The 22,992-nt window shown below is 29.2% G+C and carries 24 protein-coding genes; 11 read left to right on the forward strand and 13 right to left on the reverse strand.

The features are described 5' to 3' along the window. Nucleotides 1–37: 37 nt before the first annotated feature. The gene (gene dnaA, locus MR76_RS01335; RefSeq protein ID WP_024071905.1) at nt 38–1,432 is read left to right on the forward strand and encodes a chromosomal replication initiator protein DnaA; all 1,395 of its coding nucleotides are present in this window, start codon (nt 38–40) and stop codon (nt 1,430–1,432) included. 992 nt (nt 1,433–2,424) lie between these two features. Here dnaA and MR76_RS01340 read toward each other — a convergent pair. After that, a complete protein-coding gene (locus MR76_RS01340; protein ID WP_024071906.1) occupies nt 2,425–3,426 on the reverse strand; it encodes a hypothetical protein in 1,002 nt (333 codons plus the stop codon). Between the two features lie 410 nt (nt 3,427–3,836). Between MR76_RS01340 and MR76_RS01345 the strand changes: the two genes are divergently transcribed. Together MR76_RS01345 and MR76_RS01350 are read left to right on the forward strand one after the other, a co-directional pair. Continuing rightward, the gene (locus tag MR76_RS01345; RefSeq protein ID WP_200861989.1) at nt 3,837–4,397 is read left to right on the forward strand and encodes an adenylyltransferase/cytidyltransferase family protein; all 561 of its coding nucleotides are present in this window, start codon (nt 3,837–3,839) and stop codon (nt 4,395–4,397) included. 66 nt (nt 4,398–4,463) lie between these two features. Then, nucleotides 4,464–5,180 (forward strand): pyridoxine 5'-phosphate synthase, encoded by a 717-nt coding sequence (locus tag MR76_RS01350; protein WP_024071908.1) that lies wholly within the window; start codon nt 4,464–4,466, stop codon nt 5,178–5,180. Here the strand turns inward: MR76_RS01350 and MR76_RS01355 are convergent, their stop codons facing one another. Together MR76_RS01355 and MR76_RS01360 are read right to left on the reverse strand one after the other, a co-directional pair. After that, complete coding sequence (locus MR76_RS01355; protein WP_024071909.1) at nt 5,181–5,465, reverse strand: HU family DNA-binding protein; 285 nt, start codon at nt 5,463–5,465, stop codon at nt 5,181–5,183. 347 nt (nt 5,466–5,812) lie between these two features. After that, entirely contained in the window at nt 5,813–6,700 is an 888-nt protein-coding gene (locus MR76_RS01360; protein ID WP_024071910.1) for an AAA family ATPase, read from the reverse strand. A gap of 379 nt (nt 6,701–7,079) precedes the next feature. On the opposite strand from MR76_RS01360, the gene MR76_RS04935 reads away from it, so the two are divergent. Beyond that, nucleotides 7,080–7,217, forward strand: coding sequence for a hypothetical protein (locus MR76_RS04935; RefSeq protein WP_235111319.1), 138 nt, complete (start codon nt 7,080–7,082; stop codon nt 7,215–7,217). On the opposite strand, the gene MR76_RS01365 is transcribed toward MR76_RS04935, so the two are convergent. Next, nucleotides 7,214–7,804 (reverse strand): L-threonylcarbamoyladenylate synthase, encoded by a 591-nt coding sequence (locus tag MR76_RS01365; RefSeq protein ID WP_024071911.1) that lies wholly within the window; start codon nt 7,802–7,804, stop codon nt 7,214–7,216. The two genes, MR76_RS04935 and MR76_RS01365, sit on opposite strands and share 4 nt — an antisense overlap. A 260-nt stretch (nt 7,805–8,064) precedes the next feature. Between MR76_RS01365 and coaE the strand changes: the two genes are divergently transcribed. Further along, the gene (coaE, locus tag MR76_RS01370; RefSeq protein ID WP_024071912.1) at nt 8,065–8,673 is read left to right on the forward strand and encodes a dephospho-CoA kinase; all 609 of its coding nucleotides are present in this window, start codon (nt 8,065–8,067) and stop codon (nt 8,671–8,673) included. A gap of 239 nt (nt 8,674–8,912) precedes the next feature. Here coaE and MR76_RS04705 read toward each other — a convergent pair whose 3' ends face one another. The 6 genes from MR76_RS04705 to MR76_RS01390 form a co-directional block, all read right to left on the reverse strand. Then, nucleotides 8,913–9,080: a phosphomethylpyrimidine synthase ThiC gene (locus MR76_RS04705; protein WP_081712336.1), complete on the reverse strand. Its 168-nt coding sequence runs from the start codon at nt 9,078–9,080 to the stop codon at nt 8,913–8,915. Then, entirely contained in the window at nt 9,073–9,258 is a 186-nt protein-coding gene (locus MR76_RS04710) for a phosphomethylpyrimidine synthase ThiC (RefSeq protein WP_081712337.1), read from the reverse strand. Before MR76_RS04710 ends, MR76_RS04705 begins: the two co-directional genes overlap by 8 nt. Then, on the reverse strand, nt 9,251–10,912 hold the full coding sequence (gene thiC / locus MR76_RS01375) for a phosphomethylpyrimidine synthase ThiC (protein WP_024071913.1): 1,662 nt from the start codon (nt 10,910–10,912) through the stop codon (nt 9,251–9,253). Before thiC ends, MR76_RS04710 begins: the two co-directional genes overlap by 8 nt. Nucleotides 10,913–11,035: 123 nt before the next feature. After that, complete coding sequence (locus MR76_RS01380; protein ID WP_024071914.1) at nt 11,036–11,605, reverse strand: Smr/MutS family protein; 570 nt, start codon at nt 11,603–11,605, stop codon at nt 11,036–11,038. Nucleotides 11,606–11,695: 90 nt separating this feature from the next. Then, entirely contained in the window at nt 11,696–12,118 is a 423-nt protein-coding gene (gene rpoZ, locus MR76_RS01385) for a DNA-directed RNA polymerase subunit omega (protein ID WP_024071915.1), read from the reverse strand. 79 nt (nt 12,119–12,197) lie between these two features. Next, nucleotides 12,198–12,527 (reverse strand): helix-turn-helix domain-containing protein, encoded by a 330-nt coding sequence (locus MR76_RS01390; RefSeq protein ID WP_024071916.1) that lies wholly within the window; start codon nt 12,525–12,527, stop codon nt 12,198–12,200. Nucleotides 12,528–13,031: 504 nt separating this feature from the next. On the opposite strand from MR76_RS01390, the gene leuS reads away from it, so the two are divergent. From leuS to ccmE, 6 genes are all read left to right on the forward strand, one after another. Then, nucleotides 13,032–15,521, forward strand: a complete 2,490-nt coding sequence (gene leuS / locus MR76_RS01395; protein WP_024071917.1) for a leucine--tRNA ligase — start codon at nt 13,032–13,034, stop codon at nt 15,519–15,521. Between the two features lie 274 nt (nt 15,522–15,795). Beyond that, nucleotides 15,796–16,578 (forward strand): TatD family hydrolase, encoded by a 783-nt coding sequence (locus tag MR76_RS01400; protein ID WP_024071918.1) that lies wholly within the window; start codon nt 15,796–15,798, stop codon nt 16,576–16,578. Nucleotides 16,579–16,851: 273 nt separating this feature from the next. Further along, nucleotides 16,852–16,992 carry a hypothetical protein gene (locus MR76_RS04800; RefSeq protein ID WP_024071919.1) on the forward strand — a complete coding sequence of 47 codons (141 nt, stop codon included), beginning with the start codon at nt 16,852–16,854 and terminating at the stop codon, nt 16,990–16,992. 87 nt (nt 16,993–17,079) lie between these two features. After that, nucleotides 17,080–17,769 (forward strand): orotidine-5'-phosphate decarboxylase, encoded by a 690-nt coding sequence (gene pyrF, locus MR76_RS01405; protein ID WP_024071920.1) that lies wholly within the window; start codon nt 17,080–17,082, stop codon nt 17,767–17,769. A gap of 351 nt (nt 17,770–18,120) precedes the next feature. Beyond that, on the forward strand, nt 18,121–18,891 hold the full coding sequence (gene surE / locus MR76_RS01410; RefSeq protein WP_024071921.1) for a 5'/3'-nucleotidase SurE: 771 nt from the start codon (nt 18,121–18,123) through the stop codon (nt 18,889–18,891). 114 nt (nt 18,892–19,005) lie between these two features. After that, complete coding sequence (gene ccmE / locus MR76_RS01415) at nt 19,006–19,404, forward strand: cytochrome c maturation protein CcmE (RefSeq protein ID WP_024071923.1); 399 nt, start codon at nt 19,006–19,008, stop codon at nt 19,402–19,404. 199 nt (nt 19,405–19,603) lie between these two features. On the opposite strand, the gene MR76_RS01420 is transcribed toward ccmE, so the two are convergent. The 3 genes from MR76_RS01420 to MR76_RS01430 form a co-directional block, all read right to left on the reverse strand. Next, entirely contained in the window at nt 19,604–20,182 is a 579-nt protein-coding gene (locus MR76_RS01420) for an NADH-quinone oxidoreductase subunit C (RefSeq protein ID WP_024071924.1), read from the reverse strand. Between the two features lie 381 nt (nt 20,183–20,563). Then, nucleotides 20,564–21,097: a NuoB/complex I 20 kDa subunit family protein gene (locus tag MR76_RS01425; protein WP_024071925.1), complete on the reverse strand. Its 534-nt coding sequence runs from the start codon at nt 21,095–21,097 to the stop codon at nt 20,564–20,566. A 7-nt stretch (nt 21,098–21,104) separates the two neighbouring features. Then, nucleotides 21,105–21,476, reverse strand: a complete 372-nt coding sequence (locus MR76_RS01430; protein ID WP_024071926.1) for an NADH-quinone oxidoreductase subunit A — start codon at nt 21,474–21,476, stop codon at nt 21,105–21,107. Nucleotides 21,477–22,992: the final 1,516 nt, after the last annotated feature.

The following is a 22,992-nucleotide window of genomic DNA, read 5'->3' on the forward strand; positions in this document are numbered from 1 at the left end:
GTTTCTCGAGTTATGATTGTAGTTTTGGATTGGCTATATGAATGATGGTAGTACTGGGCTTTTAGATGGTTATATAAAAGAAAGATTTCGGTCTGATAGCCAGGTAATTTGGAAAGAGATTCAAAGCAAATTACATAAGTTTTATGGTAATGCCATATATGATAGTTGGTTAAGTGTACTAGTGTATGTTAATAATGAAGGTGGTAGAGTTCTACTTTCTGCTCCTACTAGGTTTATCAAAGAATGGATATTAGTGCACTACTTGGATCAAATTTTAAAATATTGGCAAGATGAAGATCAAAGTGTTTGTTCTGTAGATATTTGCGTTGTGGATAATCAAGATACTAATTTACTAGTTAATATTAAAGATCAACAGGATAAGGAAGTAAGGAATAATTATGATCATTTGAGTTCTCCTTTAGATCCTAGGTTTACTTTTGACAATTTTGTGGTGGGAAAACCAAATGAACTTGCTTTTGCTGCAGCAAGGAGAGTAGCAGAGTCTAGCGAACCAATATCTGGAAGTAATCCTTTATTTCTATATGGTGGAGTTGGACTTGGTAAAACTCATTTAATGCATGCTATTGCTTGGTATATTATCAAATCTTCTTCAAAAAGAAAAATAGCTTATCTTTCAGCGGAAAAATTTATGTACCAGTATGTTACAGCATTAAGGAGCAAGGACATAATGTTGTTTAAAGAACAATTTCGTTCTGTAGATATCTTGATGGTTGATGATGTTCAATTTATTAGTGGTAAGGACAGCACTCAAGAAGAATTCTTTCACACTTTTAATGCATTAATAGATCAGAATAAGCAGTTAGTAATATCTGCTGATAGATCACCTAGTGATTTGGATGGAGTTGAAGAAAGAATAAAGTCAAGATTAGGTTGGGGTTTAGTAGCGGATATCAATGAAACAACTTTTGAGCTACGGTTAGGTATATTGCAGCTGAAAGTTGAAAAAATGGGTATTAATATCCCAAATAAAGTATTAGAGTTTTTAGCAAAAAATATCAAGTCCAATATTAGAGAGTTGGAGGGTGCACTTAATAAGGTAGTAGCACATTCTTCATTAGTTGGTTGTAGTATTACTTTGGATTCAGCAAGTGATATTTTATCTGATTTGTTGCGTGCAAATCATAGATCAGTGACACTGGAATGTATTCAAAAAAAGGTTGCTGAGTTCTTTAATATTAAGATGACTGATATGTATTCTACTAGGAGATTAAGGACTTTAGCTCGTCCTAGGCAAGTAGCAATGTATCTATCGAAGAAACTAACTCAGAAGAGTTTACCAGAGATCGGAAAGAGTTTTGGAGGTAGAGATCATGCTACAGTAATCCATGCCGTTAAGCAAATAGAAAAGTTAATAGATACAGATAGTAAGTTGAGGGATGATATTAATTTATTGACTAGAATGTTAAGGTAAATCATAAGGTGTGTAACATCGGAGGACTTTATTGTTGTGTGTTCTGCTATTTGCTATGGTGTATGTTTTTGTATCTTAGATTTATTTAATGTAGTAAAATTCATACGTATTTTTCGATGTTGGGAGTTATTTTAAGCATTTGATGGCATTTAACTTGTACAAATTTTTAATTACTTGCTAGTTTGTGATTTATCCATATCTTATTATTTATTTCTTCTTTTGTATGTCGGTTCTGTATTGCAGTGTAATTTTATGATCTTCTTTGATTATTTTATAGCTTCTAAATATGGAAAGTAGTACTAAGTATTTCATGAATTTTAACTAATGCACATTTTATGTGAGTAGTATTGTAATTATAATTGCCTGCTAGTTTGTGGTTTCTCTATATCGTCTTGCTCACTTGCTTCTTTCTTACGTTGTTCTAATATTGTAGTGTATGGCTTTTCAGTTGTTCTTGGTTGTCTTGTTACTCCTTCTTGAAAAGGATTATGAATATCCTTACCTACTATGGTTTATCGATAGCTTGTTATTTATTTCTTCTTTTGTATGTCGGTTCTGTATTGCAGTGTAATTTTATGATCTTCTTTGATTATTTTATAGCTTCTAAATATGGAAAGTAGTACTAAGTATTTCATGAATTTTAACTAATGCACATTTTATGTGAGTAGTATTGTAATTATAATTGCCTGCTAGTTTGTGGTTTCTCTATATCATGTTGCTCACTTGCTTCTTACGTTGTTCTAATATTGTAGTATGGCCTTTCAGTTGTTCTTGGTTGTTTTGTTACTCCTTCTTGAAAAGGATTATGAATATCCTTACCTACTATGATTTATCGATAGCTTATTATTTATTCTTCTTTTGTATGTCGGTTCTGTATTGCAGTGTAATTTTATGATCTTCTTTGATTATTTTATAGCTTCTAAATATGGAAAGTAGTACTAAGTATTTCATGAATTTTAACTAATGCACATTTTATGTGAGTAGTATTGTAATTATAATTGCCTGCTAGTTTGTGGTTTCTCTATATCATGTTGCTCACTTGCTTCTTTCTTACGTTGTTCTAATATTGTAGTGTATGGCTTTTCAGTTATTCTTGGTTGTCTTGTTACTCCTTCTTGAAAAGGATTATGAATAGTTCCTTCTTTGCCTTTGTCTTCCGTAACCATACCGTATAGACTTTTGCCAACAGTGGTTATAATAAGCAATGGTAGTAGTGGCCCTGCGAGACCTCCAAGACCAAATGTAAGAGTACCTAATATGAAATAATAGCAACTGTGTGGGCTCATTACTGCATTAACTAGTTTTTCATCCATGGACCCTAAGGGTTGCTTTGTATCTGCTGGTTTATTAAGACCTAATTTTTTCTTTATAGAAGACATTGGATTTAATATATCAATTCCTGTTAGATCTTCTGCAAAGTTGCGTATTGATTCAAGTGAAAAACCTTGTTGTTCGTGATTATATGCTTGTATGGCTCCTTCTAGAGACTTTTGCTGTTGCTCAGTAAGATCTGTTTTTAGATGAGAGCACGCTATTATTGTTTCAGTTAATTCTTTAAATTCTTCGTCGGATATATCTTGCATTAGCTTATTAAATTCAGCTAGCAATGAAAGCTTATATACTCCTTGCATTATCATGCTTTTTCTTATATGTTCTAGGCGTTTTGTACAATCAGTTAGTATTTTTGTTTTGTTGTGTCCTATATAGTTATTATCAGATAGATGGTCTATAATATACTGAGTAAGCATATATTCAACATGACTTGATGCTTCGTGGTAAAAGCTTTCACTTGAAATATGTGCTTGAATATCTTCAGGATTTTTTCTCTGGTTGTTGAGTTTTTGTTTTGTTTGTTCTATATATTCATGTAATAGGTTATTACTATATGTTTGTATTTGTTCAGCTGTGCCATTCATGCATTCTATTATATGGTCTACACATACTGTATTGTCTTTAGAATATATTGTTTTCAGATCTCGTGTAGGGTAAAACATTTTTTAAAGAATTAACTCATTGATAATCCATAATTATACTTCAAGATGTTGATTAATCAATAAACATATTACATTTATGTATTATTTCGTACAAATTAAGTTAAGAATCTTTAAGGTTATAAGACAAATTTATTAAATAACTTGATACGAGTGTAACCTATATTATATACAGATTTGTTTTTTAATAGTTTTTACTGTAGTTGTTGAGTTGTTTGGAGTCTAATATATTTTATTTGGATTGAATAAGATATGAATCTTCGTGATGAAAAGATTAGATTTTATTCTATATATAATTATCAACTACTTACTAAGTTTATGTAGTAATTGTAAAGTGTTAGTTATAAGTAATGATTATAATAAGTTATTTATTATATATTTGAGTGTCATAAAGTATTTTTGTAAGTTTTATTATGATGAAAAATTTAACAGTGGGGTTATTAGGTGGATCTTTTAATCCTCCACATTACGGTCATTTATATATTACTCAAGAAGCTATTAAAAGGTTAGGTATAAATAGGGTATGGTGGTTGGTTGTATCTTATAATCCTTTGAAATTTGATGGTGGTTATAGTATTGAAGATAGGATAGCTTTATCTCAGAAGTTAGTTTCTAGTGATACAAGAGTAAGTGTTGTTAAGGTTGAAGAGTGCTATAGTTATAATGTTGTGGCTAAATTTAAGAAGTTTAAAAATATTAAATTTGTATGGTTAATGGGAGATGATAATCTTTTTTCTTTTCATTATTGGTATAGATGGAAAGATTTCTGTAAATTATTGCCAATTGTAGTTTTTGAACGTAGCAAAAATGTATATCGGTCTTTAAATACTCCTTTTGCTAGTTATATGAGAAGTGTATATTTTGTGAATTTTCAGTTGTTGTTAAATTATCAATATGGATGGATATTTATTAGATTAAGACCTTATGATATCTCGTCTTCTCAAATTAGAGGATATGCTTTAAATAAAATATAGTATTTGTGTAAAATTTTTATTGATAATATATAATATACTTTGATCATAGATGTATGAGAGGGTCTTATGTCAGGTGTTGCTTTAGGAGTTAATATTGATCATGTTGCAACGTTGCGTAATGCAAGGGGTATTGATTATCCAGATATTCTTGAAGTAGCAAATATAGCAGTAAATTATGGTGCAGATTTTATAACTGTGCATTTGAGAGAAGATCGCAGGCATATAAAAGATAATGACGTTTTTAGGTTAAAAGAGAATTTAAAAGTTCCATTAAATTTAGAAATTGCCGCAACTGATGAAATGTTATCAATAGCAATAGAGGTAAAACCAAAATGCGTCTGTTTAGTTCCTGAAAAAAGACAAGAACTCACAACAGAAGGAGGATTGGATACAAAACGTATTTCTTCCTATTTAGCGTCATTTATTGATAAATTGCATGCCCATAGCATAGATGTTACATTGTTTATTGAACCTGATGTAGATCAAATTGACCAAGCAAAAAAACTACATGCTGATAATATAGAACTACATACTGGAAAATATTGTAACAATACTACACAAGATACACTACTGCAGATAAAAAAAGCTGCAGAATATTGCTACCAACAAAATATGAACTGTCATGCTGGACACGGCTTAAATTATCATAGTGCTGGTATTATAGCAAAAATACCATACATATCAGCACTTAACATAGGGCATTTTTTAATTTGTGAATCTGTACTACATGGCATAGGTATGTCCGTTTATAAGATGAAAAAGGTCATTACTAGTACATCTTAATTAATTATCTAAATAGTTAATAGCATTTGATAACTTTTTGCTTGATCTGAATCTTACTCTTTTTTTAGGAGCTAGCGTTTCTAACTTTCCGGTTTTAGGGTTGTGATATTTTTTTTCTGCACATTGAATAACATGTAGTGTTCCAACATTGTGCAACCTTATTAGATGAGAAGTTTCTAATGCGTTTTGTATACTTAGCATTACTAGATCATAAGCTTGACTTGATACCTTTTTTGTTAATCCCAACTCTCCCATAAGTGTTCTCACTACCATATCCTTACTCATAACTTAAACTCCTAATTTTACATAACTGAACAAGATTTAGGATATTAGGTTAGTTCATATAGTCAACTAAATTTATTTGTTATTACTTAAAGCATGATTAATTAGCCTGCAATTTTAAGTAGATAATAATATTTTTTATAAATTTTTTAGCAAAATTATTATCATATTAATATAGATGTAAAATTTAGTAAATATTTTGTAATAGCAACATATTCAAATTATATTTGGGTACTTTTGGTGATTTTTGACCTTTATATTTAATTGATATTATTTGTAATATATAATTTTATTTTTATTATTCTAAATTGCCGATTCTAAATATGTAAAATTAAAAAATTGACTGTAATTTATAGTAAATTAATTATGATATTAATTAAGTTGAGCATTAGTGATTTTTTATCTAATTGAAATTTGTTTGCATAAGATATTAATTGTTGTGCTTGAGATAGTTTTGATAGTAATTGATCAATGTTGATTTTATTCTTTATGTTATCAGTTAGGTGCTTGTAATCACTTAAATTTGTTGATATACCTAATGTTTCTTTTGCTAGGTCTGATATGATAGTAAATAATATATGTTCTACTTTGTAAAAGCTGATCTCAGTTGTTATCGCATGTTCTATTGTTTTGTTATCATATTGATTGAAAAGTATTGAAATGAAGCATTCGTATAGTTCAATTTCTTTATCAATATCTTGATTGACCATTCCTGGGGTTCCTGGATAGATATGACTTATTTTTTTGTAATCTAGGTGTGGGAAGTTGTTTTTAACAACCTGTTGTGTTTCGTATGGATTAAGATCTGATAACCCTAATGTAAAGCATCTTGATCTTATAACTGCTGGGATTTTATGTAGATTATGACTAATTAAGATAATAATAGAATTGTTAGGGGTTTCTTCTAGAATTTTAAGCATTGCATTGATGGCATTGATAGTTAGGTTATCAATGCTATCCACTATTACTATTCTGTATTTAAATCTTGCTGTGCTTAAATAAAGAAAGTTTTTTATGTTTCTAATTTTTTCTATTCCTATTATTTCTTCATTATCATTAATTATTAAAAGGTCAGGGTTATAGTAGTTTAAGTTTGTTGATTGTGTTAGATATTGAGCAAAGTGACATGCCAGTGTTGCTTTTCCAATGCCTCTATTACCATAGATTAGCCATGATTGTATATGAGTATTCTGTATTAGTGTATTTTTTGCTAATGTGTGTCCTACAATCTTATCCATATTAAAAATTTTATTTGAGATATCTTAAACATCTAAATACAAAGCTAAGTTAGTCAGGAGAAAATTATCCAACTAATTCTTTGATTATAATAATTAGTCAGTATGACGTGGATATTTTTTTTGTAAATACTGATTTTATTCTTCAACAATATTCATTAAGTTAAATAATGCTAAGATAAAAATTGATTGTAAAGGATATGACTGTACTGGTGATTGCAGCAGTTCATTGATAAAGTAATTTAGATTTTACAAGTTAATACGCATTTTTTTCATTTATAAAGTATATTTAACAAAATTAAACAGTTCTCTACCCTTACAAAACACGCAACCCAGATAATACAGAAAATTTTCTCCAGGAGCAGTCACTTTTGTATTACCAATTCATAACTACAATAATTTACCTAAACAATTCTTCAATAATACTATTGGAATAAGAGTCCCAGACCATCCCATAGCTTTAGAAATATTAAATAATTTAATAATTCTGTTTAGTATAAAATTAGTACTTATGACCTAATTTACAATATTTTGTATTACATCCTGAATTTTCTTTTTTGACACTGCTCCTTCTCTTAGTATTTTGTGTGATGTTAAATCAATTACTGTTGATTCAATGCCTTTTACTAAATTATCATCTTCTATTATTACTGAAATATTCTGTTTGATTGTTTCTTGCACTTGATGTAGAGCAGTGACACTAGGTTGTCCGGAAATATTGACGCTTGTTCCTACGACAGGATTATCAAAATTATTTAATATTTCTAAAGCTATGGGATGGTCTGGGACTCTTATTCCAATAGTATTATTGAAGAATTGTTTAGGTAAATTATTGTAGTTATGAATTGGTAATACAAAAGTGACTGCTCCTGGAGAAAGTTTCTGTATTATCTGGGTTGCGTGTTTTGTAAGGGTAGAGAACTGTTTAATTTTGTCAATGCTACCAAGTAGTAGTGATAAAGGTTTATTATGTGATCTGCCTTTTATTTGATATATTTTTTGTATTGCTTCAATGCTGTATGCATCTCCAGCTAGTGCATATACAGTTTCGGTGGGAAATAGTATTAAGTGTTTGTTTTTTAATGCTTGTACTGCTTGTGAGATCATTTTATATATAAGTTAATTTTTCTATATCATTAATAATACAAATGTAATGTTAATGATAGAGTTATACTGTGGAAGCAATTAAATATTTTATATAGATACTTGTTTACAAAGATGTGGAACTTTTTATGAACCTGTGACAGTTTATTTTTTGTTTTCTATATCAAAAGAAGTTTTACTGTCATTTTTATTAATATAGTTTTATATATGATAGGGAATTATGATGCATTTGTCCTATATTTGATAGTAACTATTTCATAATTATGGTAATTTTTGGATTAACTGGTGGTGTAGGTGCTGGTAAAAGTCTAGTTGCGAGCTATTTTAGAACTTTTTTTAAGGCAGTGGTGTTTGATGCTGATCAAGTTGTACATGATTTATATAGCCATGATAACAATGTTATTGAGCTTGTTAATACATATTTTCCAGATTCTGTCAGTAATGGGGTGGTTAATAAGAGTAATTTAAGATATCACTTTTTTACTTATAGTCGTTTGTGGATTGAGTTTCAGTCAATATTGCATTCGATGGTTTTAAAAAAACAAAAAGACTTTATTATGTTTCATAACAGGCAATCAACTAGATATGTAGTGCTTGATGTTCCTCTATTAGTAGAATGTAATTTTTATAGTTGTTGTAATTTTATTATTCATATTACAACAAATAGATTATTACAAATGCAAAGGGTATTATGTAGGGGCTTATCTGTAAAGGAATTTGAGTTAATTATGACTATACAGTTCTCTGAAAATGATAGAAAAAAATTTGCAGATTTTACTATTAAAACTGGATTAAGTAAAAGTGATGTATTACTTCAAATTAAAAAAATAATGTTTGATATCAGTAATAGAAGTAAATATCTAAATTACTGATAATGTTCAATTAAGTAAGGTAAGTTGTTAACAAAGTATTTTTTTCATTGGATTTCTTATTCACATGTATTTGGCGAAAAATTATGTATTTGTGAGTACCTAAAAGTTAGTTCGACTTGATTAGGATTCTATGTATGAATATTAAAATATCAGGTTTACTGTAAAAACGAGCATAATTAAAACTATAGATAAAAAAAGTAAAAATGCGTATTTGTATACTTATTTGGTAAATTATTAATTTAGTAAGTTAATTTCATTGAACAAAATTTTGGTCCACACATTGAACAAAAGTGAGCAGATTTTGCCTTCTCAGAAGGAAGGGATTCATCGTGTAATGATTTTGCTGTTTTTGGGTTTAGGGATAGGTTAAATTGATCATTAATTTTAATCCGGTATCTCTTATTCAGTAGATTTTAGTTGATGACTTAATTTCATTGAACAAAATTTTGGTCCACACATTGAACAAAAGTGAGCAGATTTTGCCTTCTCAGAAGGAAGGGATTCATCGTGTAATGATTTTGCTGTTTTTGGGTTTAGGGATAGGTTAAATTGATCATTAATTTTAATCCGGTATCTCTTATTCAGTGGATTTTAGTTGATGACTTAATTTCATTGAACAAAATTTTGGTCCACACATTGAACAAAAGTGAGCAGATTTTGCCTTCTCAGAAGGAAGGGATTCATCGTGTAATGATTTTGCTGTTTTTGGGTCTAGAGATAAGTTAAATTGATCATACCATTTAAAATTAAATCTTGCATGGCTTAATGCATAATCACGTATGTAAGCAGATGGATTACCTTTTGCTAAATCTGCTGCATGTGCTGCTATTTTGTATGCAATGACTCCATCTTTTACATCTTGAATATTAGGCAACCCTAAGTGTTCTTTTGGAGTGACATAGCATAACATAGAAGTACCGTACCATCCTATGATTGCTGCACCGATTGCACTTGTTATATGATCATAACCTGGAGCAATGTCTGTAGTTAATGGTCCTAGAGTATAAAATGGAGCCTCTTTACAAAAATGAATCTGTTTTTCTACATTTTCTTTTATTAAATGCATAGGAACATGTCCTGGACCTTCTACCATCACTTGACAATCATTTTTCTGTGCAATGTCTGTAAGTTCTCCTAATGTTTTTAGCTCTAAAAATTGTGCAGTATCGTTTGCGTCTGCTATAGAACCTGGTCTTAATCCATCTCCTAAGGAAAAGGCAATGTCGTAGCTTTTCATAATATCACATATTTCTTCGAAGTTTGTATAAAGAAAATTTTCTTTATTATGTATGGTACACCATTGTGCCATAATAGCTCCACCTCTTGATACAATACCAGTAACTCTGTTCTTTGTGTAATCAATATAGTTTTTTAGTACTCCTGCGTGTATAGTAAAATAGTCAACTCCTTGTTCTGCTTGTTCTATTAATGTTTCTTTGAAAATGTTGAAGTCTAGGTCTCCTACTACGCCATTTACCTTATTTAAGGCCTGATATATAGGTACGGTACCTATTGGTACAGGACTGTTTCTAATAATCCATTCTCTGATATTATGTATATTATTTCCTGTAGATAAATCCATGACTGTATCAGCACCATGTATAATTGCATATATCATTTTTTGAATTTCTTCTTCGATATTTGAACTAACTACTGAATTGCCGATATTGGCGTTGATTTTTACTAGGAAGTTCTTACCTATTACCATTGGTTCTGATTCTGGATGATTTATATTTGCGGGAATTATTGCTCTTCCGGCTGCTACTTCTTGTCGTACAAATTCTGGAGTGATTTCTGGAGCCATAACAGTTGGTTTATAGGAAAGAATCTTTTGTCTTAATCTGTTTTCTCGTATTGCTACGTATTCCATTTCTGGAGTAATAATATTGTTTTTAGCGTAAAACATCTGAGTGACGGGTTTATTAGTACTTGCTTTTAAAACATTATTGCTTTGTAATGGAAATACGTATTCAGAATTGAGGTTTATTGTTTGTCTTTTATGACACGCTATATCTTGTCTGTCTATAATCCAATTAAGCCTTAGCTTTTCAATGCCTCGGCTCATGTCAACTTCAATTTTTTGATCAGTATGTGGTCCACCAGTATCGTATACTAGAATTGATTCAGTGTTATCATTGACATGAATTCTACGCATTCCAACTTTAATGTTATTATAGATTGTACCTGATATGTATTCTTTAGTTGAGGAAGGAAAGATGGTATTAACGTCTATTTTCATATTTACCAGAAGATACTATATCAAATGCATAGTATATTTTATTTTAATATAATGTCTATATTTGTAAAAATTTAAACTTTATACAAACTTAACTAGACTGTATATATTCCTAACTTTTATACATTAAATCTTTTTATTGTTACTCTTTAATAGTATGTAAAATGCTCCTTTTCCACCATGTAAACGAATAGCTTCTGTATAATATAATATTATGTGTGCTATTTGTTCATTTTGTAACCACTTGCTAAAGTTACTTTTTATGCTGTTGCTATTGTGCTTATCAGTACTTTCCCATCCTGTAATAATTAATAAGCACTTGTTTGCTAAATTATAATTTTTAATTATGAAGTTCATTAATATGTTATAAGCAGCATCTAAGGTATATCCATGAAGATCAAGAATAGAATCTATGTGGTACTTTCCTTGATCAATTTTTTTCTTAGTATTATAGTTTAGATTGAGACCGCTGCTAATATCATGTGTGCGGTTTGTTTTAGTTTGTATTGGTAGCATGTAATAATTGGTGTGCTCGTTATTTAATGAGATATTGTGGTTATTATTGATTTTTCTGCTTTTTTTGTACGGAACCTTATTGTTATAAATTGGGATAGTCATTGAAGTAATAGAATCCCATAGTGATGTGTCATCATATAATAAATGATCTGATGCTTTATTTATTAATTTTTTAAACATACAATGACCAGTCTCTGCTCTTATACAAAACTAGGAGTTCATAAAATCAAACGTAATAGACATGGATGTAAGAAGACAAATCAATAGCTTTTAAGTATTTGTATTGTTAGTGTTTCTATTTTCTGGAGTAGAAAAAAAGTTATCTCTATCTAGGAGGTTGATATCTTGATTATTTGAATTATTTCCTAGCTCGTTAAAATTACTAGTTATTGCACTTTGCTGAAATATATCAACATTGTTTTTCGCTTTGCTAGCAACATGTGGTTCGTATGAATTGATAAATTTCTCCATATATTTCCGACATCTTTGTACCGATAAATTAAACAAAGATGACACATCTAGTTGTTTTGCTGCTATTTCTTTTAATGCAATAACAGTATTTTTACCATTCTTATGCTTTATTACTGGACATGCTCCTGAATTTAGATCATGAGCCCTCTGACTTGCTAGTATTACTAATTTAAACTTATTATTAGTGCGACCCATACATTCTTCAACTGTAAGACGTGCCATTAACAAACCAATATGAGTGAAAACTTTATTTTAGCATATATAGAAAATTATGCAATAGAGGAACCCTTAAATATATGTTTTATTCATTTCCTTTTTGTATGATTACTAGATTAATAGATTCTAAAGAATACTCCTTCGTATTGTCTTTGTTGCTTGATATGGTTTCTGAGTTGTTGACAGTAATTGTTATATTCACTTCGCATTTTAAGCGTAGTAGAAATATAAGTAAACGCTCTAATGAAAACCCTGCTGTCTTACCATTGCTAATCTGAGATATTTTTGGCTGATCTACTCCAAGTATTTTTGCAGTAGTTACTTGGTTCCAGTAATTCTTGTGTGTTATATCTTTTATTAATTTCAATATCTTATACTTAATGCTGTAATCGTTTTGGTTACTTATTGTTGTCATAATTTTATACCGTAATCTAGAAAGGTAAAAATAATATTTATAAATTAATTCATATATTAAAAAAATATATTAAATCATTTTATAATTTATTAATATAAAATATTTATTTATAATTTTTCATTTATATTACTCAATTATATACATATATAATTAATATTTTTATGATTCTTGTAATAAAAGCGAAGTAGTTTTCTATTACATATCTTCATTTTAATCTCGTACTTCAATATTGAGCTTTATAAATCAATTCATATATTAGAGATATTATATTAAATCACTTTATAATTTATTGATAATGAAGTATATAATTTGTAAATTTTGATTTATTGATTAATTTATATAGATGTAAGATTTATATTTTAATAACTTTAATGCTGAAGTAAAGTGGTTATTATAAATCTTTTCGTTAATGTACACATATTTGTATTGCTTGAATTGTCTAGTAAGGTACTATACAACAACGAAGCTAAAATGATTTTAATGAAGTTTTGTTAACGGTATGCCATGCATTATGATTTCAAAAAAGTAGAACAAGATGTACAAAGAAAATGGAATTTTTGTACTAATGTTAGAGAAGCTCAGTGCTATGTTTTAGAAATGTTTCCTTACCCTTCTGGCAGCATACATATGGGTCATTTGAGAAATTACACAATAGGTGATGTAATTGCAAGATACAAACGTGCTTGTGGTGTTAATGTCTTTCATCCAATAGGATGGGATGCTTTTGGATTGCCAGCAGAAAATGCTGCATTATCTTATAATATAGATCCACATACTTGGACTGAGAACAATATTGATAATATGAGACGTCAGTTAAAATCTATAGGATTATCATATGATTGGGATAAAGAATTGGCTACTTGTGATGCGAATTATTATAAGCATGAACAAGCATTTTTTCTTGATTTTTTAAAATGTGGTTTAGTTTATCGTAAAGAATCGTTGGTTAATTGGGATCCTGTAGATCAAACTGTACTTGCTAATGAACAAGTTATAGATGGGAGGGGATGGCGGTCTGGAGCTATAGTGGAAAAAAGAAAGTTATTCCAGTGGTTCCTACGGATTACTGATTTTGCGGAAGAATTATTAGATGATTTAAAAACTTTAGATCAGTGGCCGGAAAAAGTAAAGTTAATGCAAGAACGGTGGATTGGAAAATCTCAAGGTGTAGTAATAGATTTTGAAGTTTTAAATATTAACAAGATGTTACAGATTTTTACTACATGTCCTCATACACTATTTGGAGCATCATTCATTGCAGTATCTTTTGATCATCCTATTTTACAATATGTTAATGATTCAAAAATTGTTCAACTAATAAATGATTTTGATAGAAAAAATGTAGTGAGTGATGTATCTAGCCCAATAGAAAAATTTGGAATAAATTCTGGATTAGTTGTAAAACATCCTTTATTGAATATAAATTTGCCAGTTTATGCTGTGAATTTTGTCCTCATGGATTATGCAACAGGTGCAATTTTTGGTTGTCCAGCTCATGATCAGCGTGATTTTGAGTTTGCAAAGAAATATTCTTTGCCAATAAAACAGGTAATTTTTCCTGAAGTTGATGTGAACTTAGAAAAAGAGGCTTATGTTGGCTCAGGTATTATGAAGAATTCTGAGTTCTTAGATAACATGACTGTGGATAAAGCAAAAGAAGCTATAGTTGATCAGCTTATATTATTAGGAATAGGTAGAAAGGTGACCTATTATAGGATGCATGACTGGGGAGTATCTAGGCAACGTTATTGGGGATGTCCTATACCTATAATATATTGTGAGAGATGTGGTACAGTTCCTGTAAATAAAAAAGACCTTCCAGTGACTTTGCCTAAGGATGTTGATTTTACAAAATCTGGAAATCCTTTAGATAATCATCCTACTTGGAAATATGTAAAATGTCCATCTTGTGGTATGGATGCTGAACGTGAAACTGATACTTTTGATACTTTTTTTGAATCTTCGTGGTATTTTGCAGCATTTTGTGGGATTGATAATGGAATAGATAGAGATACGTGTAACATGTTATTACCAGTCAATTATTATGTGGGTGGTATAGAACACGCAGTATTACATTTATTGTATTCTAGGTTTTTCTGTAGGGCGTTAACTAAGTGTGGATATTTTAATATCAAAGAACCGTTTTCTCATCTAATAACGCAAGGTATGGTTTGTTATTCTACTTATTCAGATGAGCAAGGTAACTACTTATTTCCTGAAGAAGCAAAAAAGATGATGAAAAAAGGTCAACATGTTACTGTTGGCAGAGCTGAGAAAATGAGTAAATCAAAAAAGAATGTGGTAAATCTTGAATATATTATTGATAAATATGGAGCAGATACAGCAAGACTGTTTATATTATCTGATACTCCTCCTGAGCGTGATATAGAATGGTTGGATGATGGTATAGAAGGAGCAAGTAGATATCTTAGTAAGTTATGGAAGATGATAATTTCTTATGATCAACTTAACTTGGATTTTAGTGAGAAAAGTATACCAGAAGATGCTTTTGAATATAGAAGATGTATACATAAAATTTTAAATGATATTACAAGTGATTTGAATTTTTATCGTTTAAATTGTGCTGTGGCTAAGTTTAGAGAATTGAGTAATGTTATCGGTGAAATGATAAAAACTTCAGTGAATTGTTATGTAGTTAGTGAGGCAATATGTATTTTAATTAGAGTAATAGAACCGTTTATTCCACATATAGCTGAAAAATTATGGGAAAATATAGGAGGTAAAGGTATGTTGTGGAATCAGATGTGGCCTAAAGTAGATTCAGAATTACTGATTGAAAAAAATATTACTATTGCTGTGCAAGTCAATGGTAAATTTGTTAAAGCGTTAACAGTTGCTAATAACATTGATGATAGTCAACTTAAAGCTATGGCTTTGGAAATAGCTAGAAATAGAATAGGTAAAAATGTCGTAGAAAACATATATGTTATTCCAAAACGGGTAATAAATATTATTACTGTAAAGCCAGAGTAAAAAATGTTGTAATCTACCTATAGTTAGGTCTATGTTTATATTATGTAGCTTTCGTTTTGATATTGATGAATCTTTTTATGTTAATTTTTTCAATGTGATGTTTTATTGGTAAGTACAGGTAATGCTTGCATCTACTTAAGCTTTGTTAAGGTATTTATGTAAAAGCGTTATATTTTTCCTGAGATATGAATTTTTATGTATTTGTGGTTAAATTTGTGTTGATGACTACAAACATGCTTGTTAGATTATGTTTTATTGTAGATTTGAAGAGTATATGATTGTAGATTCACATTGTCATTTGAATTATTTTAATCCAGATGAGATAGAAGATATAGTACTGCGTGCAGAGGAAAATAATGTAAAATTGATACAGACTGTATGTACTACTATATCTGAATTTTCTGATTTAGTAAAAATTGCAGAAGGTTATAAGCAAATTTATCTTTCAGTTGGTGTACATCCTACTAATAGTGCAGATGGAGAATCTATTTCAGTAAGTGAATTAGTAAATTTAGCTCAACATAATAAGGTTATTGGGTTAGGTGAAACTGGTTTGGATTTTTATAAATGTGGTAAAGTAGAGAAGCAAGAGCAGAATTTCTTGGCTCATATTAATGCATCTAGGGAAACAGGGTTACCTGTTATAATCCATTCAAGAAGTGCAGATGAACGAATGATGGAAATTTTAGAATCAGAAATGAGAGAAAGTCCGTTTTTAGGGCTTATGCATTGTTTTGCATCTTCAAGGGAATTAGCAGTCAAGGCAATAGAGTTAGGGTTATATATATCTTTTTCAGGAATAGTGACTTTTAAAAATGCAAAAGTTGTTCAAGAAGTAGCAAAATTTGTTCCTAAGGATCGTGTTTTAGTAGAAACAGATTCTCCATTTTTATCTCCTGAACCTTATCGTGGACAAAGGAATGAACCATCTAAAACAAAATTTGTTGTAGAGTATTTAGCTAGGTTATGGGATGAAAATGTTGAAGAAATTAGTAATTTAACTACAAATAATTTTTTTAAGCTATTTAAAAAATGTTCTGAGCATTTTCATTCATAATAAATTGTTTATGTATTCAGATAATCGAACTATTATCAATAGTATAGTTATTATATTTTTAGCAATTTAAGTATTTGTCTAATTGTAAAATTTGCATTTTTTTCAAGGTATGTAAACTATAGTAAATGTGAAAAATATAAAAATGATTTAGGTTTTTATTTCTTTATATTTACGTATGGAATGAGATACTAGTAAAGTAGATGTAGTGTTTATTCACGTTAATGAGATTGTATTAAATAGTTAATGTTGATATAATTTGGATGTTTTATAAGTGTGCTTATTTATTATAACCCAGTTATTTGTGCATTAGATGCTCATGATATTAACCATGCATTACAGTTAACAAAAATGCTTTGTGGAAAAATATCAATGGTAAAATTAGGATTAGAATTTTCTACAGCTGGAATAAGGTAACGGTAAAATAGATGTAATATTTGTTCAAATTAGTAAGATTGTATAAATATTAATATTGAATAGTTTAGATGTTTTGTAAGGATGTTTATGTATTATAACCCAGTTATTTGTGCATTAGATACTCGTGATATTAACCATGCATTACAGTTAACAAAAATGCTTTATGGAAAAATATCAATGGTAAAATTAGGATTAGAATTTTTTACAGCGTATGGGTTATCTGGTGTGCAAACAATAGCTGATTGTGGTGTGCCAGTGTTTCTTGATTTAAAATTACATGATATCCCTAATACAGTCAGTAAGGCTATATCAGTAATTAAATCTTTAAATATTGCTATGCTTACTATTCATATTAGTGGTGGTAGAGAAATGATAATGAGAGCTATGGATAGCATATCTGGTAGTAAAATAAAGTTGGTGGGTGTAACTGTATTAACAAGTATTGATAATTCTGATTTAAGTGACATTGGTGTTAATATATCATCTATTCAACAGGTAATGCTTTTATCTAAATTAGCTCGAGAAGCTGGATTATATGGTATAGTATGTTCTGCATTTGAGGTGGAAGAAGTGCGTAATCAGTATACCAAGGAAGATTTAAAACTTATAGTTCCAGGTATAAGATTTGGTGTTGATTGTAATGACCAAAAAAGAGTAAAGAAGCCTAGGGATGCAATGTTAGCTGGTGCAGATTATTTGGTAATTGGACGTCCAATTACTATGAGTAGAGATCCTGTACAGACAGTTGATACAATTTTAGCATCAATTGATATATAAAAATATGTATAGAATTAGGGGCTGATAATATTTCTAACTTATTGTGTGTTTTTTGTATAAGTCATTGGAAATTAGATATAATAACTTTTTAGGATAAAATGTAGGATATTATGTATCTATAAGTTTAGTATATGGAAAGATTATCTTTTAGGTAATAAGTTAGTGCAGGTGATATTGATTTCTAGGTAATGCATATAAGGTATGTATTTTAGTTATATTATTAGTGCTTTTTGTTAATAAAATGGAGAGGTATACTATTGTATTGTTGGGAGTATAATAACAGTTGTTATTATAGGCTGATAAACTATATTATGTTATAGTTTATTTTGATTATTGTGGAAGAAAAGTAGTATGAAAGTGTTATTGAGTAATGATGATGGGTTTCATGCAAATGGTATTAAAGTTCTGAAAGAAATAGTAATAACAACGGGTATTGCTTCAGAAATATGGGTAGTTGCACCATTGAGTAATTGTAGTGGCTGTGGTAGGTCAATAGGCTTAAGGACTGCAACTGAGGTGTATCAAGTAAGTGATACTGAATTTATTGTTAACAGTACTCCATCTACTAGTGTTTTTCTTGGATTAAAAGAGATTGTTGGTACAAAACCGGATTTAATTTTGTCTGGGATAAATAGTGGGATTAATATAGGTAATGATATAGCATATTCTGGTACTATAGCAGCAGCAGCAGAAGGAGCTATGATGAATATTCCATCAATTGCAGTCAGTCAGGAATATAATGGTAAAACTGGTGAAATAAATTGGGAGAATCCACGGAAATTCTTAAAAGATATTATAGATATGCTGTTAGGTGTCTCATTTTGGGATAAGTCTACTGTCATGAATATTAACTTTCCTTTGATATCAGCAAAGGGCATTAAATTTACAAGTCAGGGGAAATATATGCCATGTCATGAAATAGAAGAGAAAAAAAATATTTCTGGTAGTACATCTTATACAATAAATAGAGCTACTCCTGATAAAAAGAACAGAGGTGACTTTGATGACAGTATTAAAGCTATAGATGATGGATATATTACAATTACACCATTAAAATTTGATATGACAGATTTTGATATCCTAGAATCTTTAATTTCACTTAACAAAGGCTGTAAAATATGATTTTTTTGATTTTTGCCTATACTATAAGTTTTGGTTTGTTGCTTGGGTTGAGCTATTTTATTATTTTTAGTTATAGTAAAAGTAAGAAAATTCTAGAAAATATTGATCGGAAAAATGAAGAGAAAACATAAAAGATTACTTTTTACTGCCATAACATTTATTATGTTTGGTATGTCGGTTGTTATTGTATTGAATAATCTGAGAAATAATATATCATTTTTTTTTACTCCCACTGAAGTTTTATCAAGGACTGTATGTACTAATTGTACTATTAGAATAGGAGGTATGGTAATAAAGGGTAGTGTAGAGAAATACGATAGTTTTATTTCTTTTTGTATAACAGACTTAGAAAATCAGATTAAAGTACTATATCAAGGAATATTACCTCCTTTGTTTTCAGAAGGTAGTTGGATAGTAGCAAAAGGAAAAATAGTAAACGATGAATTTGTTGCGGATGAAATTTTAGCTAAACACGATGAAAATTATAAACCTGGTAAGTATAAAACAAAATAAATTGTGAAAGTGTTCTGAAGTCAAATATATAACAGTATTAATGAATCTGGTGATGTATAAACATTATTACATAGTTTTTGATTGTTTGATGTGAAAGTAAGTAAGCCATTTATAAGAATCTTACAGAAGCTTATTTACAAATATTTAAACTATTTGTTTAGTTATTGTCATATTCGCAATATTTAGTGATATTGTAATTCTATTCATTCTTTGTTTCCTTCCATGGAGAAAGAAAATCAAATGATCTAAAATCTTGCTGTAGATTTACAGCTTCATAAGTTACTTCTTTTTTTGATATGTCATACCGTACTTCTTTATAGCCAGTTAGAGGAAAATCTTTTAGCATTGGATGTCCAGAAAAACCATAATCTGTTAAAATCCTGCGTAAATCTGGGTTATTAGCAAATATTATGCCATACATATCAAATACTTCTCGTTCAAACCATCCTGCAGCACTAAAAATGTTGGTAATAGATGGAATATTCTCATTTTCTTGTAATGGTACTTTACAAGATATTCTTATGTTGTTTATTATACTCAGTAATGAATAGACTACTTCAAATCTAGCTGACCTACTTGGATAATCTATTGCAAAAATATCAATTAAGATGTGAAATTTACATTTTGTGTCATTGCGTAAAAATAAAATGTGATTGTAGATGTCCTGTGCATTTGAGTATAACTCCAGCATTATATTGTCTTTTACAATGCACTTTACATTTATAGATGTGTTGATATGTGTAGTAATATTATCTATCACATTATTGATATCTGACATCATGTACCTCTTTAATTGTATTCTTTTTACTATACATTATTTTCCTAAATTAAGGTACTACATTGATATTATATATATTGAATACTAGGTATATTTTGTCTACCGTAACTTAGGATTTTTTACTTTTTAATAATTTTTTTATGAAGGTATACAGTTATGTATTGAATTTAAAGTGTGAAATGTTATATGATGTATGCTAAAAATAATAGTATGATTTCATATTAATAAGGATAGGTTTTATTATTTTAGTATAGTAATTATAGGGTTATGAGTTTCTCTTGCAATATTAGTTGTTATATAGAGTGATAGCATCTACTACATTGCATAAAAACAGTAAATACTATTGATTTACATTTTTTAATATTTTACTTGCGTAGTCTGTTATGTAGGTTTTCTTATAATGTGGGTATTCCCTCTGTTAATTTTTTGTTGAAGGCAGAATATACCATATAGTAAAGCTTCTGCTGTTGGAGGACATCCTGGAACGTAGATATCTACTGGTACTATGCGGTCACATCCTCTAACTACTGAATATGAATAATGATAATATCCACCGCCGTTAGCACAACTTCCCATTGAGATAACATAACGTGGTTCTGTCATTTGGTCATATACTTTACGTAATGCAGGGGCCATCTTATTGGTGAGTGTTCCGGCAATAATCATGACATCTGCTTGCCTAGGACTTGCGCGAAACATGACACCATATCTATCTAGATCATATCTACTTGCTGCAGTGTGCATCATTTCTACAGCACAGCAAGCTAATCCAAATGTCATAGGCCATAAAGAGTTTGACCTTGCCCAATTTGATATGTAATTGATTAAGTCAGAAAACTTGGTTATCATAAAGCCCTGATGATTGTAGCTTTGCCAAAATTGATTGTTTAACACAGAATTATTCTCATTTGTCATACTTAGTTTACTCCCATTCTAGTGCACCTTTGCTCCACTCATATATAAATCCTACTGTTAATATAGTTAAGAAAATCATCATAGACCAGAAACCATTTATACCTATATTTGAAAGACAAATAGACCATGGAAATAAGAATGCTATTTCGAGGTCAAATATAATAAATAGTATTGCTACTAGGTAAAATCGAATATCAAAAATTTTTCTTGAATTTCCAAGAGGTGCGAACCCACATTCATAAGGAGAGAGTTTCTCTAAATCTGGATTACGATTAGCTAAAAGCATTGGTAAAATACAAAAGAGGAATGAGATGAAACCTGAAATTGCTAAGAAAATTAAAACAGGGACATATTCAGCAATATTAAACATTTGTATCATATATATACTTTAGTGAATAATTAAATACTTACAGAGTTTTAATTTTATGTCAATTTATTAACATGTATTACACACCCTTTGCTATTAATCATAGCACTAATTGCAGATGAAGTATAATATATAATTAGTATAAGAACGGTAAAGTAGCTATTTTATTATAAATTTTATATGCTATATTGGAATAATTTATGTTATTTAGTTATTTTTTTTATTATAGTGTATATGATAAATCTATAATATCATGATAAGTATTTTAATAGGATTTTATTAATTTTTAGGCTAGTGAAAGATTGAGAAAAGGGTTTGTGGAAAAATTCTTTATATTTATTTTAATATAGGTAAAAAATTTACTTATATAAATTTAATGATTTTACATTAGTTATTGAAGTAGGGTATTAGTGTTTTTGTGCATGGTCAAATACCTTTTATTGAGGAACGTCCTATTGGTGAGAAAATATTGTGATCATAAAGAAATGTTCTTATTTTATTATAAAGGTACTTTAGCGTGATATTCTTGAATATGCAGATTTTGTTAAAATGTAAGTATGTTTATTAATGATGACGTATTTTCAAAAGATATTACATATATTAGGGTTTGCAAACATGTGTGATTACTAAGTATAAGTGCTATTTGTTATAACTTTAGGAATATTATAATTGTCTATGTCCACTACTAATATTGACTATGTCTATTTTTTTATGCAAGTGCATATACAAGGATTGAAATACTATGTTCACAGTTTGTTAGAGGTATCTGTAGTTTGTGGTTATATATTTTAGAAGCTTTTTTAATGTTGAATTATTATATTGATGATTGGTTTGCATCTGTTTTTCTTAAATGAACAGTGTATATATCTATGGTAAAGCTTATATCCTCTCATTTGTATATGTGCTAGTGTATGTATAGTCTGTGGTTATATATTTTAGAAGCTTTTTTAATGTTGAATTATTATATTGATGATTGGTTTGCATCTGTTTTTCTTAAATGAACAGTGTATATATCTATGGTAAAGCTTATATCCTCTCATTTGTATATGTACTAGTGTATGTATAGTCTGTGGTTATATATTTTAGAAGCTTTTTTAATGTTGAATTATTATATTGATGATTGGTTTGCATCTGTTTTTCTTAAATGAACAGTGTATATATCTATGGTGAAGCTTATATCCTTTCATTTGTATATGTGCTAGTGTATGTATAGTCTGTGGTTATATATTTTAGAAGCTTTTTTAATGTTGAATTATTATATTGATGATTGGTTTGCATCTGTTTTTCTTAAATGAACAGTGTATATATCTATGGTGAAGCTTATATCCTCTCATTTGTATATGTGCTAGTGTATGTATAGTCTGTGGTTATATATTTTAGAAGCTTTTTTAATGTTGAATTATTATATTGATGATTGGTTTGCATCTGTTTTATAGTTTATTGTTATGTATTTAAAGGTTTGGTATTAAAAATTTGCTAGAAGTACTATATGCTTGTGTTCTTGATTTGGTATGTCTTTAGAAGATTT

It is taken from the genome of Ehrlichia muris AS145, from assembly GCF_000508225.1.
GTDB classification, from domain to species: domain Bacteria; phylum Pseudomonadota; class Alphaproteobacteria; order Rickettsiales; family Anaplasmataceae; genus Ehrlichia; species Ehrlichia muris.